Here is a 15,173-nt window from a genome sequence, read left to right as displayed (position 1 = left end):
TCTAATGCTTTTATTGGAAATATGAACAAAGATACGAAATAAAATGATTACATGACACTTAATATTATTATAAAACCCTACAATATCATTCAATTGCATTGTTCGATTCACATAAACTTATCTAAAGAACTACCTTATTAATAGCCATTAAAATAGTGACGCTATCCCACCAATATAGTGACGGTATATGCTTAGGATAGCGTCACTATCCAAGGCAAATACCGTCACTATATTTAAACCGAATATTTCGGGCTTTTAACTCTAGTTTCCGCGCTGTGTAGGCAAGGTAAATTCCTGCGAATCACAAATCATTCCATTCTCGTCCGCCACTGCGACACGGAATGTCACTTCACCGTCTTTCAATTTTTCACCTGCATGAATGGAAGCGGTATAACGGATGCCTTCACCCGGAAGAATTTCCTCCACCATCACGGAAGGAGAAATGCCGAGATGCTTCACCTTCCCCACCGTTTCTACCACAGGAACTACATTATAAACAGGATTTCTCCCTTCATTCATAATCTCAAAGATTATCTTGCTATTTTCTCCCGCATCAATCACATGACTGCGATTATCATCTATAAAACGGATCTTGCGCAACTTCAGTTGAGAAATAGGCTGTTGCACTTGCGGCTGTTTCTTATACTTTTGCACACGCACTTCCCGTACTTCAGGAATATACGCATCTTCCTCTATTTGCTCTTGCCTCGGCGCCGTCAACGCGTTTCCAATAGCCGCACCGGCAATGGTTCCCACAATATTCCCAATAGCAGAACCACGGTAACCGCCCCTCCAGCCATGATTATTATCTCCGATAAGTCCGCCTATCGAACTTCCCAGACTACCTCCGATAGAAGCACCTGCCATGATAGCTCCCGGATTTCCCATACGCCCCGACGCACATCCACTCACAATCAAAGCGGAAAGCAAAATTACTGTTAGTTGTTTCTTCATGAGTCTCTCTATTTAGTGTTATTATTTATTCTACCACTTTAAAACGAGCGAAACGTAATAATAGTTGTTTGTCTCCCGCATTTTTAAAATGAATAGTTGCTTTCGCATTGTCTCCCGTTCCTTCTACTTTAATCACTTCACCCAATCCGAAACGTTCGTGCTCTATCATCTGTCCGGCCTGTACTCCTGCTACCGATGGCGAAGTGGAAGAGGTTGCCTGTGCACCGCTACTTGGGCTAACAGTACTAACTTTCTTCAAATTCCTCGGTACGCTGGAAGCAATGATCTGTGCTTTCGGACGTTCACGTTGTTCGGAAGATGTACTTCCGAAAGGGGCACGCGACGGAGAAGCTGAACGGGTGAATCCTCCTTCAATCTCTCTACGGAAACGTCCTGCACCTTCATCGACAGCACGGCTCACTCCTGCCTCATGCGGCAATTGCAAGTAATGAACATCGATATCACGCAAGAAACGACTGGGGCTTCCAAATTCCATCTTTCCATAACGGAAACGGGTTTTGGCAAAAGACAGATAACAATGTTCCTCCGCACGAGTAATAGCTACATAGAACAAACGACGTTCTTCTTCCAGTGCCCGGGGAGAATCTCCTACCATCCCACTGGGAAACAGGTTTTCTTCCAGACCGACCACAAATACATTCTTAAACTCCAATCCTTTAGCCGAATGAACTGTCATCAACGTTATCTTTTCCCCATCATCCGCCTTGTCGGAATCCTGATCGGTAAGCAATGCAATCTCCGAAAGGAAATCGGTAAGAGACACATTCGGATTACCCTCCTCCTGCCGCAAAGCGCAGAAGTCATTCATTCCATTCACCAACTCTTCTATATTTTCCTTACGGCTTAGATTCTCGGGGGATGTGTCCTGACAAACATCGTTGATAATGCCGGACTGACGGATGATATTCGTTCCTATTTCATAAGCGTTCTTATCTGCCTGATCGACAATGAAACCTTCTATCAATTCACGAAAGCCTTGCAGTTTTGCATGCGTTCCTTTATTTATATCCAGTCCGTAACTCAATGGTTCACAGAGTGCCGCCCAAAGACTTACGCCATGATCGGTAGCCGCCGATATAATCTTCCCGACTGTCGTATCTCCAATACCACGAGCCGGATAATTAATGATTCGCTTGAATGCTTCTTCATCATTCGGATTCACTACCAAACGGAAATAAGCAATCACATCTTTTATCTCTTTTCGCTGGTAGAACGAAAGTCCTCCGTAAATCTTATAAGGTATACTCCGTTTCCGAAGAGCCTCTTCAAAAATACGGCTTTGTGCATTCGTACGATACAGGATGGCAAAATCAGCATATCCGTAGCGATACTCCCGTCGTAGCTCTGCAATCTTATTAGCTACAATATCTCCCTCTTCCACATCGCTATACGCCTGAAATACGCCGATAGGTTCCCCCTTTTCTTTCTCCGAAAACACGGCTTTCCGTATCTGGCGTTCATTCTTCTCAATCAAGCTATTGGCAGCACAAACAATGGTTTGTGTGGAACGATAATTCTGCTCCAGTTTAAAAACTTTCGTATTGGGGTAGATTTTTGTAAAATAGAGAATATTGTCAATATCCGCCCCACGGAAAGAATAGATACTTTGCGCATCGTCTCCCACTACACAGACCCGTTGATTTTCTTTAGTCAGTTGTAGAACAATGCTATGCTGCGCATAATTCGTATCCTGATACTCGTCCACCAATACATAACGGAACTGATCGCGATAACGTGCCAGCACTTCCGGAAAGTCACGAAACAGAATATAGGTATATACCAATAAATCATCAAAATCCATCGCTCCCGCCTGACGGCATCTGTCCCAATAACGAGTATAGATATCACGGATAGCAGGCATCTTGGCAGCCATATCTCCTTCGTAAGCCTCTTTATTGGCAGCGTATCCCGTAGGAGTGACCAAATGGTTTTTGGCATTGGAGATGCGTGCCTGCACTACTCCCGGTTTATAAGTTTTCTCGTCCAATCCCATCTCTTTGATGATGGAACGGAGCAGACTCTTACTATCAGCCGTATCATAGATGGTGAACTGGGAAGTGAACCCGATAAATGTTGCTTCGGCACGAAGAATCCGTGAGAAGATGGAATGGAAAGTCCCCATCCACAAATAACGTGCCCGTTCCATACCTACCTGACGGGCAATACGCTCTTTCATCTCGCGCGCCGCCTTATTCGTAAAGGTCAGTGCAAGGATATTCCACGGATTGTAGCCGTTCTCCTGTTCCAGCAAGTAAGCGATTTTATAAGTCAATACACGCGTCTTCCCCGAACCTGCACCGGCTATCACCAGCGAAGGACCGTCATTATAAGTCACTGCAGCACACTGACTCTCGTTCAATTCATCTATATAATTGGTATTCATAACAGCATTATAAAAACAATGTGGATTTTTAACAAACCCTTGGCATTCAAATTTGTTCTCAATACAAAAGTATAATATTCATTCGAGAATGAAGGTATTTTTATGAATTTTCATCACTAACTATTTTAACCTAACACCAAAAAGCAATGAAAAGAAGTATATTTTTATCGATTATTTTGAGTTTGTTTCTGGTCGCCTGCATTCCACAGGCAATGGCACAAAAGCAGAGCCGCCTGGAAAAGCTGCTAAAGTATCTGAACGATAATGACGCCGACAAATGGCAGAAAAACCGTGATAAGATAGATGACGAGACACAAACCTATTATGCCGAGGAACTGGCATTATTGGATGTGCTCAACGGATTGTGGAACGAGCAAAGCGAACAGGCTGCCACCAACTATTTCGGATGCTACGAAAGGGCAACGAAAGCTTATTTTCCCAATATCTGTGAAGAAGAGAAAATACAACTTTCCAACGTACAAAACAAAGCGGAACTGGCTGTTATCTCCATTCTGGAAGCTTCGAAAGATCAAATCCCTTTTAGCAAGACGTTGATGGACAGTATCCAGTCAAGCGGTTATCCGGGAGATTCTACCATCTTGCAAAAGGTACGGGACATCCGTGAAATGGCTTTACTGGAAGGTATGCTGAAAACACCTACGCTGAATATTTATCAAACGTACATCACGGAATATCCGAACGGCAAATTTATCTCTCAAATCAACACTGCGGAAAACAAACGGCTTTACCAGATTGTAAAGAGTAATCCGACATCAGCGAATTTCAAGGCATTTTTTGATAACGCCAACATGCAGAAATTCTTCACGGATAAAGACACGCGTCCATTCCTTCCGGAAGTTCGCGCGTTATACGATGATTTTCTGTTTCAAGGAATCGACAGCCTCCGGGAGAAAGGAAACGCAACAGCCATCCGGCAGATTATTGACGAGTATAAGCAATCACCTTACCTGACTTCCATAGCACGTACTCATCTGGACGACCTTGAATATCTTAGTGAAAAAGCTGATTTTGAGCTTTTAAAAGCTGCCATTGTTAATTCCGAATCTTTGAGTATGCTGCAGGATTTTCTTTGCACACACAGATACAAGGAATTTCGTGACCAGGCCAATGCACTACGGACACCGTTTATTCTGCAAACAATCATATCCACTCCTACTTCTGTGAAATACTATAATGGAGGACGATTGATTAAGTCTGCGGAAAATGACAGTACGGGAAATACCTCGACCACTTATTCGTATGACGATAAGGGACAGCTCATTTCTACATTGTCGCTTACCGTAAAGAACGGTCAGCCAAGCAATGAAATACAAACGAACAGATTATACGATCCGCAAGGTCACTGCATCTTTGAAGTGCAAACGAATCCGAAAACCAAAACGGATCTCTACCGACGGACACGCCGTATCGGTACGGACGGAAGTATCGAGAGTGATTCGCTCAAGTATACAGATGGAAGAGTCATCATAAGTTCCTATAATAAACAGGGGTTATTGACCGAAACCAAAGAGTATAATAAGAATGGAGAACTTCAGGCGTACACCGCAAACAAATATGATGATAAAGGCAGATTGATTTCATCCCAACATCAAAACCTGCTTTTTGCCAATTCTTCGGATCAGATTATTTCACAAAAAGATGCTTATGAATACGATAAATACGGTTATCTGACACAAATCGTTTACCAACGGATTTTAGGCAATAACCAGAAAACATCGGGATGCCTGACCTGCCTGTACGATAAATACGGAAACCAGATCGATAGCAATTCTTATTATGAATATGATAATACGGGCCAATGGATCTGCCGGACCGACCGTGAGCATCCAAAAGAAGTGGAACGCATACAGTACATTTACAAATAAAGTAAGATGCTGTGAACATTTTGCAAAGGGCTTCTGTTATTATAGTATAACAAGCCAATTAAAACTTGTAACATTATGAATACTATATTAATGTCTTTAATTATGATGACCATGACTTACGAAATGCCTAAACTTCCTTACGCTAACAATGCGTTGGAACCTGTAATCAGTCAGCAAACAATAGATTTCCATTACGGAAAACATCTACAAACGTATGTAAATAATCTGAATAGCCTCGTGCCCGGAACAGAATATGAAGGTAAAACGGTAGAAGAAATCGTTGCAGCCGCACCGGATGGAGCTATATTCAATAACGCCGGACAAGTATTGAACCACAACCTGTACTTCCTGCAATTTGCCCCGAAACCTTCAAAGAAGGAGCCGGCCGGTAAACTGGGAGAAGCCATCAAACGTGACTTTGGCAGCTTTGAAAACTTCAAGAAAGAATTCAATGCAGCAGCAGTCGGATTGTTTGGTTCAGGATGGGCTTGGCTATCCGTAGATAAAGACGGTAAACTGAAAATCACTAAAGAGGGGAACGGCAGCAATCCGGTACGTGCCGGTTTGAAACCACTTCTTGGATTTGACGTTTGGGAACACTCCTATTATCTGGATTACCAGAACCGCCGTGCCGACCACGTAAACGCCCTGTGGGATATCATCGACTGGGATGTGGTTGAAAAAAGAATGTAATCAAATTTACAAGCTAAACTATACTTATGGAAAAGGTCGTTGTGTTTTTCACAGCGACCTTTTTTACAGATTAAAAAGAAACAGACTTTTATTGTATATCAGATGCATTAGTTGTATTTTTGCAACTCATAAAACAACATAACAAACAATTATGATACTGTATAAAAGAAAAAAAATACGATTTATTGTCTCCATTGCTGTACTCCTTTTCTTCCCCCTTTTCTGCAACGCTGCCGCCACAGAAGAACCAGAGGAAGAGATCCTGTTCATTACCTCATACAATTCTGACACTAAATATACCTACGATAACATCAGCACATTTATAGAAACCTACACCCAATTGGGAGGAAGATACTCGACCATTGTAGAAAACATGAATGCGACGGATTTAACGCAGGCGCACCAATGGAAAAAAACATTAACCGATATTTTAGACAAACATCCGAAAGCTAAATTAGTGATTCTTTTGGGTGGTGAAGCATGGAGCAGTTTCCTTCATCTTGAAGATGAGAAATATAAACAGCTTCCTGTTTTCTGCGCAATGGCATCACGCAACGGCATCCGTATTCCGGAGGATTCAATCGATATGAGGAACTATAATCCTGTAAGTATCAACTTAACGGAACGAATGAAGGAGTACAACGTAAAATACTGTGATACATACGAATATAACATCAGCAAAGATATCGAAATGATACAGGATTTCTACCCGGACACAGAGCACCTGGTATTTGTATCGGATAATACCTATAACGGACTTGCCGAACTGGCATGGTTCAAGAAAAACCTGCAACATTTCCCGCAGTTATCCATCACCTATATTGACGGTCGCATCCACACACTCGATATGGCTGCCAATCAATTGCGTAATCTTCCCAGAAACACAGCAATGCTTCTTGGTATCTGGAGAATTGACAGCCGGGGGATCACTTACATGAACAACTCCGTTTATGCTTTTTCCAAAGCCAATCCACTCCTGCCTGTGTTCAGTATGACTTCCACCGCAATAGGCTATTGGGCCATCGGAGGATATGTCCCGCAATATGAAGGAGTGGGAAAAAATATGGGAGAATATGCTTACCGCTTTTTAGACCAGAAGGAAACGGGTATCAGCAGCATCAATGTCTTACCCAACCGATATAAATTTGACGCGAAGAAACTAAAGGAATGGGGATTTGAAAACAAGAAGTTGCCTGTCAACTCAATGGTTATCAATCAGCCTATCCCCTTCTTTGTAGCCTACAAGACAGAAGTGCAATTTATCCTGATTATCTTCCTCGTATTAGTAGGAAGTCTGATGATTTCCCTGTATTACTATTACCGGACGAAAATCCTGAAAAATCACCTTGAAAGAACCACGCAACAATTGCGGGAAGATAAAGAGAAACTGGAAGAGTCTGAAATCGAATTACGTGACGCCAAAGAGCGCGCCGAAGAAGCTAATCAATTAAAAAGTGCTTTTGTCTCGAATATGAGCCATGAGATACGGACACCTTTAAATGCAATTGTCGGTTTCTCCAGCCTGATTATCGGTTCGGTAGAGCAGAATGATGAATTGAAAGAATATGCGGATATCGTCCAGACTAATTCCAATTTATTGCTCCAACTGATTAGCGATGTACTGGATATATCACGCCTGGAATCAGGAAAGCTGCAATTCAACTATGAATGGTGCGAGCTGGTGAACCATTGCCAGAATATGATTACTCTCACCAACCGGAACAAGACAGTGGATGTAGACATCAAACTCCAAATGCCTAAGGAGCCTTACATGCTCTACACGGACCCGTTGCGTCTGCAACAGATTATTATCAACCTGCTGAATAATGCCTTGAAATTCACTCCTGCCGGAGGAAGTATCACGCTGGATTATGAAGTGGACGAAGAAAAGCAATGTATGCTATTCTCGGTGACAGATACCGGCACGGGAATCCCCGAAGATAAACAGGAACTCGTATTCCAACGTTTCGAAAAGCTGAATGAATTCGTGCAAGGTACAGGGTTGGGACTGGCTATCTGCAAACTGACCATCCAATATATGGGAGGTGATATCTGGATTGACAAAAGCTACAAAAATGGTGCCCGATTTATCTTTTCTCATCCTATCAAAAAACAGGAATCAACAGAAAAATGAAAAAAAATCGACTGATTTAGTGTTTTTCTGTTTCTTTTTCGCTTACTTTGCTCCCGTAAAGACAAAGGGGTGCCCCATGAGGGGCTGAGATTATACCCTAGGAACCTGAGGCAGTTAATACTGACGTAGGGATTGTGTTTCTTCTTATCGCCTTTCCATTTAAGCACGCTCTTTGTATTTACTTTCAACTTATTTATTCTGATAGGACAATGAAAGTACAAGTGAACAACAAAGAGGTGGAAATGTCTCCTGACTCTACCCTTACGCAACTGACAGCACAGCTCGAACTTCCGGTTCAAGGCATTGCTATCGCCGTAAACAACAAAATGATTCCCCGTACCGAATGGGAGTGTTTCATTCTACACGAGAACGATAACCTGGTGATTATCAAAGCGGCTTGCGGAGGATAAGGAGATGATTAGTCTACAATTTATCACGCATCAGACCGAACGGTATTCGTACCTCGAATCGGCACGTATGGCACTCGAAGGCGGATGCAAATGGATCCAGCTACGTATGAAAGACGCTCTTCTCGAAGAAGTGGAAGCAGTAGCCCTGCAACTGAAGCCGCTTTGCAAAGAGCACGAAGCAATCCTGATTCTGGATGACCACGTCGAACTGGCCAAAAAGCTGGAAGTGGACGGTGTACATCTAGGCAAAAAGGATATGCCTATCGACCAGGCCCGCCAAATACTTGGTGAAGCCTTTATTATCGGCGGCACTGCAAACACTTTCGAAGATGTCGTACAGCACTATCGTGCCGGAGCCGATTATCTCGGCATTGGTCCTTTCCGGTTTACTACCACTAAAAAGAATCTAAGCCCTGTACTGGGTTTGGAGGGCTATTCTTCTATTCTTTCACAGATGAAGGAAGCGAATATCGAAATCCCCGTTGTAGCTATCGGGGGAATCACTTTTGAGGATATTCCTGCCATACTTCATACAGGAGTAAATGGAATAGCCCTGTCAGGAACTATTCTCGGAGCAGATAATCCGGTAGAAGAAACACGTAGAATCATTGAAAGTGATCTATAATTTGTCAAATGATAAATGGAATTTTAATTCAGACAGAAGAACAAAAGAACATAAAAGCTGCACTTAGATAATTATTTCTACTGTTATTAAACTACTGTTTTATTTTTGTTCTTATGTTCTTCTGTCTCAAAAAATCAGCATTTAAATAATCAACTAAAATATATAGAATGGAAAAGTTAGTAATTGCGGGACGCGAATTTAGCTCCCGTCTTTTTCTGGGAACAGGAAAATTCAATTCCAATGAAGTAATGGAACAAGCTATTCTGGCTTCGGGTACGGAAATGGTAACTGTTGCCATGAAACGAATCGACATGAATAACAAAGAGGACGACATGCTGAAACATATCATTCATCCGAATATTCAGTTATTGCCCAACACCTCCGGTGTACGTAACGCGGAAGAGGCTGTTTTCGCCGCACAACTGGCTCGCGAAGCTTTTGGAACAAACTGGCTGAAACTGGAAATTCATCCGGACCCGCGCTATCTGCTCCCCGACTCTATCGAAACACTGAAAGCTACGGAAGAACTGGTGAAACTGGGCTTTATCGTGTTACCTTATTGCCAGGCTGACCCTGTACTCTGCAAACGGCTGGAAGAAGCAGGCGCAGCTACCGTTATGCCGCTCGGTGCACCCATCGGTACGAACAAAGGATTGCAGACCAAAGAATTCCTGCAAATCATTATCGAACAGGCAGGTATCCCGGTAGTCGTAGATGCGGGTATCGGTGCACCCAGTCATGCTGCCGAAGCAATGGAACTGGGAGCTTCCGCTGTATTAGTTAATACCGCAATAGCCGTTGCCGGAAATCCGGTAGAAATGGCAAAAGCATTCAAAGCGGCTACAGAAGCCGGAAGACAGGCTTACGAAGCAGGATTAGGATTACAAGCCGTCGACTTCGTGGCAGAAGCAAGTTCACCTCTAACGGCTTTTCTTGATTAAAAACGAATAAACTATGGAACAAAAAATAAAATTCCCCCGCTCGCAGAAAGTCTATTTACCCGGTAAACTTTATCCGAATATCCGTGTAGCGATGCGGAAAGTGGAGCAAGTACCCAGTGTCAGCTTTGAAGGCGAAGAAAAGATAGCAACACCGAATCCGGAAATATATGTATATGATACCAGCGGACCGTTCAGTGATGCAGAAATGAACATTGACCTCAAAAAAGGACTGCCCCGCATGCGTGAAGAATGGATCGTGAGTCGTGGTGACGTGGAACAGTTGCCTGAAATTACTTCGGAATACGGACAAATGAGAAGAGATGATAAAAGTCTCGATCACTTACGTTTCGAACACATCGCCCTGCCCTACCGTGCTAAAAAAGGAGAAACAATCACCCAAATGGCGTATGCCAAAAGAGGAATTATCACTCCTGAAATGGAATACGTAGCGATCCGCGAAAATATGAATTGTGAGGAACTGGGAATTAAAACTCACATTACCCCCGAATTTGTTCGTCAGGAGATTGCGGAGGGACGTGCTGTACTACCGGCCAACATCAACCACCCGGAAGCTGAACCGATGATTATCGGACGTAACTTCCTTGTAAAAATCAATACGAACATCGGAAATTCGGCTACTACCTCCAGCATTGATGAAGAAGTGGAGAAAGCACTGTGGAGCTGTAAATGGGGTGGAGACACGTTGATGGATCTTTCCACAGGAGAAAACATCCATGAAACACGTGAATGGATTATCCGCAATTGTCCCGTACCGGTAGGCACTGTTCCTATTTATCAGGCACTTGAAAAAGTGAATGGCATAGTGGAAGACCTCACCTGGGAAATCTACCGGGACACATTGATTGAACAATGTGAACAAGGGGTCGATTACTTTACCATCCATGCAGGGATTCGCCGTCATAATGTTCATCTTGCCGATAATCGCTTGTGCGGCATTGTCAGCCGTGGAGGAAGTATTATGAGTAAATGGTGCCTCGTACACGATCAGGAAAGTTTCTTATACGATCATTTTGACGATATCTGTGATATTCTGGCACAATATGACGTAGCCGTGTCATTAGGTGACGGACTTCGCCCGGGTTCTATCTACGACGCAAACGATGAAGCGCAGTTTGCCGAACTCGATACCATGGGAGAGCTGGTGCTCCGTGCCTGGGATAAGAATGTTCAGGCATTTATTGAAGGCCCCGGACACGTTCCGATGCATAAAATTAAAGAGAACATGGAACGTCAGATTGAAAAATGCCATGACGCCCCTTTCTACACGCTCGGCCCGTTGGTGACGGATATTGCTCCCGGATACGACCATATCACTTCTGCTATCGGTGCCGCACAAATCGGATGGTTGGGGACGGCTATGCTTTGTTATGTCACCCCGAAAGAACACCTTGCCTTACCTGATAAAGAAGACGTACGCGTAGGAGTTATTACCTACAAGATAGCCGCTCATGCCGCTGACCTGGCAAAAGGACACCCGGGTGCACAGGTACGCGACAACGCATTGAGTAAAGCTCGCTATGAGTTCCGCTGGAAAGACCAGTTCGACCTGTCTCTCGATCCGGAACGGGCGCAGACCTATTTCCGTGCAGGACACCATATCGATGGAGAATATTGTACGATGTGCGGACCTAATTTCTGTGCAATGAGATTGTCACGCGATTTAAAGAAAAGTGCCAAAGGCAATAAATAATGAGTGGGGAGAAACAAAACGTCGGGCCACTGACCTACCTCTCTCCCCTCATTTTAATTTTCAATTTTTAATTTATAATTGAATAAAATGTTCTCAGACGAATTAGAAAAAATATCCTGGGAAGAGACGACAAAAGCCATCTATTCCAAAACAGATGCTGACGTACGCCGTGCGTTGGGTAAAAAAGAGCATCTGGATGTCAACGACTTTATGGCGCTGATTTCACCTGCCGCCACTCCTTATCTGGAAGTGATGGCACGCCTTAGTCAGAAATATACAATGGAACGGTTCGGTAAGACAATCTCTATGTTTGTACCGCTCTACCTGACTAATTCATGTACCAATTCCTGTGTCTATTGCGGTTTTCACATCAGCAATCCGATGAAGAGAACGATATTGACAGAGGAAGAGATTGTCAATGAATACAAAGCCATCAAACGGTTGGCTCCTTTTGAGAATCTACTGCTTGTAACCGGTGAAAACCCGGCCGCAGCAGGTGTTCCATACATTGCCCGGGCGTTGGATTTGGCAAAGCCTTACTTCAGCAACCTGCAAATTGAAGTAATGCCTCTTAAAATGGAAGAATACAAAGAGCTGACCAATCATGGCCTGAACGGAGTGATCTGTTTTCAAGAGACTTACCATAAAGCAAATTACAAAACGTATCATCCAAGAGGCATGAAGTCAAAATTCGAATGGCGTGTAAACGGCTTCGACCGCATGGGACAGGCAGGTGTACACAAGATTGGTATGGGTGTCCTGATCGGTCTGGAGGAATGGCGAACCGACGTAACGATGATGGCTTATCATCTGCGCTATTTACAGAAGCATTACTGGAAAACGAAATATAGCGTAAACTTCCCGCGTATGCGCCCGTCTGAAAACGGCGGATTCCAGCCGAATGTAGTCATGAATGACCGGGAACTCGCCCAACTTACATTCGCCATGCGAATCTTCGACCATGATGTAGATATCTCTTATTCTACCCGTGAGAGCGCAGAAATCCGAAACCACATGGCAACACTTGGCGTAACCACAATGAGTGCGGAAAGTAAAACTGAACCGGGAGGATATTTCAGTTATCCTCAAACCCTGGAACAATTTCACGTAAGTGATGAGCGAAAGGCGGTTGAAGTGGAACGTGATTTGAAAAAACTGGGTCGTGAACCCGTCTGGAAAGATTGGGATCAGTCTTTTGATTTTAAAAGATAAACAGATGCGATACGACAGACAAATTATACTTCCCGAAGTCGGAGAAGAAGGTCAGAAGAAACTGCAGGAAGCCAAAGTGCTTATTGTAGGCGTGGGAGGGCTGGGCTCTCCCATCGCTCTCTACCTGGCAGGTGCTGGTGTGGGATGCCTGGGGCTGGTAGATGATGACTTAGTAAGCGTCACCAACCTACAACGACAAGTGCTCTATTCCGAAAAGGAGTTAGGTAAACCCAAAGCTATCTGTGCTGCGGAACGGCTCTCCGCTCTTAACAGTGAGATCGAAATACACCCCTACGCTGCCCGGCTGACGAAAGACAATGCGTATGATATCATTCAGGAATATGATATAGTGGTGGATGGCTGCGACAACTTTGCCACCCGCTACCTGATTAACGACATTTGCATTGAACAGAAAAAAACCTACGTATATGGTGCTATCTGCGGTTTTGAAGGACAGGTTTCTGTGTTCAACTACGGAAATCAAAAGAAAAACTACCGGGATCTTTATCCCGATGAAGAAGAAATGCAACGGATGCCTCCTCCACCCAAAGGAGTGATGGGGGTTACTCCTGCCATTGTAGGGAGCATTGAAGCTACGGAAGTACTGAAAATAATCTGTGGTTTTGGTGATGTTTTAGCCGGCGAACTATGGACAATTGACCTGCGGACACTGCAATCTAACAAATTTTCACTATAAAGGTTGGTTTCTGACATAGTTAATTAGTAACTTTGCTAAACAATCCAATTTTAACAAAAGAAATGAAACTAATTGTAGTTACCACCCCTACTTTCTTCGTCGAAGAAGATAAGATTATTACTGCTCTTTTCGAAGAGGGGCTGGATGTCCTACATCTTAGGAAGCCGGAGACTCCGGCTATGTATTCGGAACGGCTATTGACACTTATTCCGGATAAATATCACCGTCGCATCGTTACACATGAGCATTTTTATCTGAAAGAAGAATTCAACCTGATGGGAATCCACCTGAATGCACGTAACCCCAAAGAACCGCATGATTATTATGGTCATATCAGTTGTTCCTGCCATTCAGTGGAGGAGGTAAAAAACAGAAAGCACTTTTACGACTATGTTTTTATGAGCCCTATCTATGACAGTATCTCTAAAGTGAATTACTATTCAACATACACTGCCGAAGAGTTACGCGAAGCACAAAGAGCCAAGATTATCGACTCGAAAGTGATGGCATTGGGAGGTATCAATGAAGACAATTTATTGGAGATTAAGGATTTCGGTTTCGGAGGGGCTGTCGTCTTAGGAGATCTCTGGAATAGATTCGACGCTTGTCAGGACCAAAATTATTTAGCCGTAATCGAGCATTTCAAAAAGCTGAAGAAACTATCAGATTAATAAATATAGCCGATCATAAAACTAACTGGTTATGCTTCCTCATTTTATCCAATAAGAGAAGTGTTTTTCCCAATCATGAAATATTAAAAAAGCCGTTGCGAATTACCTTCTGCAACGGCTTTCTATATTTTCAGTGTTTTCTTATCAGAACTTATATCCTACAACAATAGAAAAGTTCATGTTTTTAGGATTACCAAATTTCTGCACATCAACCAAACCGAATTGACCATCCAAACCTGCAATGATTCTACCAAATTCCAATGCAACTCCTACGCCAAGACCTGCATCAAAACGCTTCAAAGCATCATCACCAAAAGTATCAACTTTACGTTCTGTGTTATTTCCTAAATCAATTTTTTGCTTACCAGCAATACCACAAGCAAAATAAGGACCTGCATTAACTACAAGATTCGTATTATCTGCAACATTAAAACGTGCAGCAGCCATTACCGGTAATTCCAAATACATTGCATTAATGCTATTTCCATCTTTCTTTGCACCTTTACTAGTCAGGAATAATGAAGGCTGCAATGACCATGTATCATTAAAAGCATATTCAAAACCTCCTCCAAGCTTAAAGCCAACTTTTGCATTCAGATCAAGGTCACCTGTATAATTACTAAAGTTCATCCCTACCTTGGCATTCCAACCTGTAATTTGAGAAAAACCTGCTACTGAAATCAGCGCAAATAAAACAAACAAAACACTCTTCTTCATAATTTTAAAGTTTTAAATTAATACTAAAGGTTTTTATTGACCTCATTGTTTAATAATACAAATGTATAACTGTAATTTGTATTAAACAACTTTTTCGTTAACAAGTGCGTAATTTATA

At 43.0% G+C, this 15,173-nt stretch carries 13 protein-coding genes and 1 riboswitch; of the genes, 10 read left to right on the top strand and 3 right to left on the bottom strand.

Annotated features, from left to right (window positions below; genetic code table 11):
- Nucleotides 1–261: 261 nt before the first annotated feature.
- Together HMPREF0106_RS16800 and HMPREF0106_RS16805 are read right to left on the bottom strand one after the other, a co-directional pair.
- Nucleotides 262–954 (bottom strand): hypothetical protein, encoded by a 693-nt coding sequence (locus HMPREF0106_RS16800; protein ID WP_004312305.1) that lies wholly within the window; start codon nucleotides 952–954, stop codon nucleotides 262–264.
- A 25-nt stretch (nucleotides 955–979) separates the two neighbouring features.
- Entirely contained in the window at nucleotides 980–3,358 is a 2,379-nt protein-coding gene (locus HMPREF0106_RS16805) for an ATP-dependent helicase (RefSeq protein ID WP_004312306.1), read from the bottom strand.
- A gap of 146 nt (nucleotides 3,359–3,504) precedes the next feature.
- Between HMPREF0106_RS16805 and HMPREF0106_RS16810 the strand changes: the two genes are divergently transcribed.
- The 10 genes from HMPREF0106_RS16810 (at nucleotide 3,505) to HMPREF0106_RS16855 (ending at nucleotide 14,338) form a co-directional block, all read left to right on the top strand.
- The gene (locus HMPREF0106_RS16810; RefSeq protein WP_009039501.1) at nucleotides 3,505–5,244 is read left to right on the top strand and encodes a hypothetical protein; all 1,740 of its coding nucleotides are present in this window, start codon (nucleotides 3,505–3,507) and stop codon (nucleotides 5,242–5,244) included.
- A 75-nt stretch (nucleotides 5,245–5,319) separates the two neighbouring features.
- The gene (locus HMPREF0106_RS16815) at nucleotides 5,320–5,937 is read left to right on the top strand and encodes a superoxide dismutase (RefSeq protein WP_004295710.1); all 618 of its coding nucleotides are present in this window, start codon (nucleotides 5,320–5,322) and stop codon (nucleotides 5,935–5,937) included.
- Between the two features lie 151 nt (nucleotides 5,938–6,088).
- Nucleotides 6,089–8,071 carry an ATP-binding protein gene (locus HMPREF0106_RS16820; protein ID WP_009039500.1) on the top strand — a complete coding sequence of 661 codons (1,983 nt, stop codon included), beginning with the start codon at nucleotides 6,089–6,091 and terminating at the stop codon, nucleotides 8,069–8,071.
- A gap of 55 nt (nucleotides 8,072–8,126) precedes the next feature.
- Nucleotides 8,127–8,220, top strand: a riboswitch (TPP riboswitch).
- 60 nt (nucleotides 8,221–8,280) lie between these two features.
- Nucleotides 8,281–8,481, top strand: a complete 201-nt coding sequence (gene thiS / locus HMPREF0106_RS16825; RefSeq protein WP_008022653.1) for a sulfur carrier protein ThiS — start codon at nucleotides 8,281–8,283, stop codon at nucleotides 8,479–8,481.
- A 4-nt stretch (nucleotides 8,482–8,485) separates the two neighbouring features.
- Nucleotides 8,486–9,106: a thiamine phosphate synthase gene (locus HMPREF0106_RS16830; protein ID WP_004313164.1), complete on the top strand. Its 621-nt coding sequence runs from the start codon at nucleotides 8,486–8,488 to the stop codon at nucleotides 9,104–9,106.
- A 167-nt stretch (nucleotides 9,107–9,273) separates the two neighbouring features.
- Nucleotides 9,274–10,047 carry a thiazole synthase gene (locus HMPREF0106_RS16835; protein WP_009039499.1) on the top strand — a complete coding sequence of 258 codons (774 nt, stop codon included), beginning with the start codon at nucleotides 9,274–9,276 and terminating at the stop codon, nucleotides 10,045–10,047.
- Between the two features lie 13 nt (nucleotides 10,048–10,060).
- Nucleotides 10,061–11,758, top strand: coding sequence for a phosphomethylpyrimidine synthase ThiC (gene thiC, locus HMPREF0106_RS16840; protein WP_008643678.1), 1,698 nt, complete (start codon nucleotides 10,061–10,063; stop codon nucleotides 11,756–11,758).
- Nucleotides 11,759–11,845: 87 nt separating this feature from the next.
- Complete coding sequence (gene thiH, locus HMPREF0106_RS16845) at nucleotides 11,846–12,970, top strand: 2-iminoacetate synthase ThiH (protein WP_008643679.1); 1,125 nt, start codon at nucleotides 11,846–11,848, stop codon at nucleotides 12,968–12,970.
- A gap of 4 nt (nucleotides 12,971–12,974) precedes the next feature.
- Nucleotides 12,975–13,667: a HesA/MoeB/ThiF family protein gene (locus tag HMPREF0106_RS16850; RefSeq protein ID WP_008643680.1), complete on the top strand. Its 693-nt coding sequence runs from the start codon at nucleotides 12,975–12,977 to the stop codon at nucleotides 13,665–13,667.
- Between the two features lie 62 nt (nucleotides 13,668–13,729).
- Nucleotides 13,730–14,338, top strand: a complete 609-nt coding sequence (locus HMPREF0106_RS16855; protein ID WP_004313169.1) for a thiamine phosphate synthase — start codon at nucleotides 13,730–13,732, stop codon at nucleotides 14,336–14,338.
- A gap of 144 nt (nucleotides 14,339–14,482) precedes the next feature.
- Here HMPREF0106_RS16855 and HMPREF0106_RS16860 read toward each other — a convergent pair whose 3' ends face one another.
- A complete protein-coding gene (locus HMPREF0106_RS16860; protein ID WP_008022665.1) occupies nucleotides 14,483–15,055 on the bottom strand; it encodes a porin family protein in 573 nt (190 codons plus the stop codon).
- Nucleotides 15,056–15,173: the final 118 nt, after the last annotated feature.

The sequence above is a fragment of the Bacteroides sp. D22 genome, from assembly GCF_000163675.1.
Taxonomy (GTDB): Bacteria; Bacteroidota; Bacteroidia; order Bacteroidales; family Bacteroidaceae; genus Bacteroides; species Bacteroides xylanisolvens.
Note: the sequence above shows the minus strand (reverse complement) of the source record. Positions and strands in the feature narration are given on the sequence as shown.

What these genes read in the sequence shown, in the direction of transcription:
- HMPREF0106_RS16855 (WP_004313169.1), top strand. Translation starts at nt 13,730, where the DNA reads ATGAAACTAATTGTAGTTACCACCCCTACTTTCTTCGTCGAAGAAGAT.
- HMPREF0106_RS16810 (WP_009039501.1), top strand. Translation starts at nt 3,505, where the DNA reads ATGAAAAGAAGTATATTTTTATCGATTATTTTGAGTTTGTTTCTGGTC.
- HMPREF0106_RS16830 (WP_004313164.1), top strand. Translation starts at nt 8,486, where the DNA reads ATGATTAGTCTACAATTTATCACGCATCAGACCGAACGGTATTCGTAC.
- HMPREF0106_RS16860 (WP_008022665.1), bottom strand. Translation starts at nt 15,055, where the DNA reads ATGAAGAAGAGTGTTTTGTTTGTTTTATTTGCGCTGATTTCAGTAGCA.
- HMPREF0106_RS16815 (WP_004295710.1), top strand. Translation starts at nt 5,320, where the DNA reads ATGAATACTATATTAATGTCTTTAATTATGATGACCATGACTTACGAA.
- thiC (WP_008643678.1), top strand. Translation starts at nt 10,061, where the DNA reads ATGGAACAAAAAATAAAATTCCCCCGCTCGCAGAAAGTCTATTTACCC.
- HMPREF0106_RS16800 (WP_004312305.1), bottom strand. Translation starts at nt 954, where the DNA reads ATGAAGAAACAACTAACAGTAATTTTGCTTTCCGCTTTGATTGTGAGT.
- HMPREF0106_RS16820 (WP_009039500.1), top strand. Translation starts at nt 6,089, where the DNA reads ATGATACTGTATAAAAGAAAAAAAATACGATTTATTGTCTCCATTGCT.
- thiH (WP_008643679.1), top strand. Translation starts at nt 11,846, where the DNA reads ATGTTCTCAGACGAATTAGAAAAAATATCCTGGGAAGAGACGACAAAA.
- HMPREF0106_RS16835 (WP_009039499.1), top strand. Translation starts at nt 9,274, where the DNA reads ATGGAAAAGTTAGTAATTGCGGGACGCGAATTTAGCTCCCGTCTTTTT.
- HMPREF0106_RS16805 (WP_004312306.1), bottom strand. Translation starts at nt 3,358, where the DNA reads ATGAATACCAATTATATAGATGAATTGAACGAGAGTCAGTGTGCTGCA.
- thiS (WP_008022653.1), top strand. Translation starts at nt 8,281, where the DNA reads ATGAAAGTACAAGTGAACAACAAAGAGGTGGAAATGTCTCCTGACTCT.
- HMPREF0106_RS16850 (WP_008643680.1), top strand. Translation starts at nt 12,975, where the DNA reads ATGCGATACGACAGACAAATTATACTTCCCGAAGTCGGAGAAGAAGGT.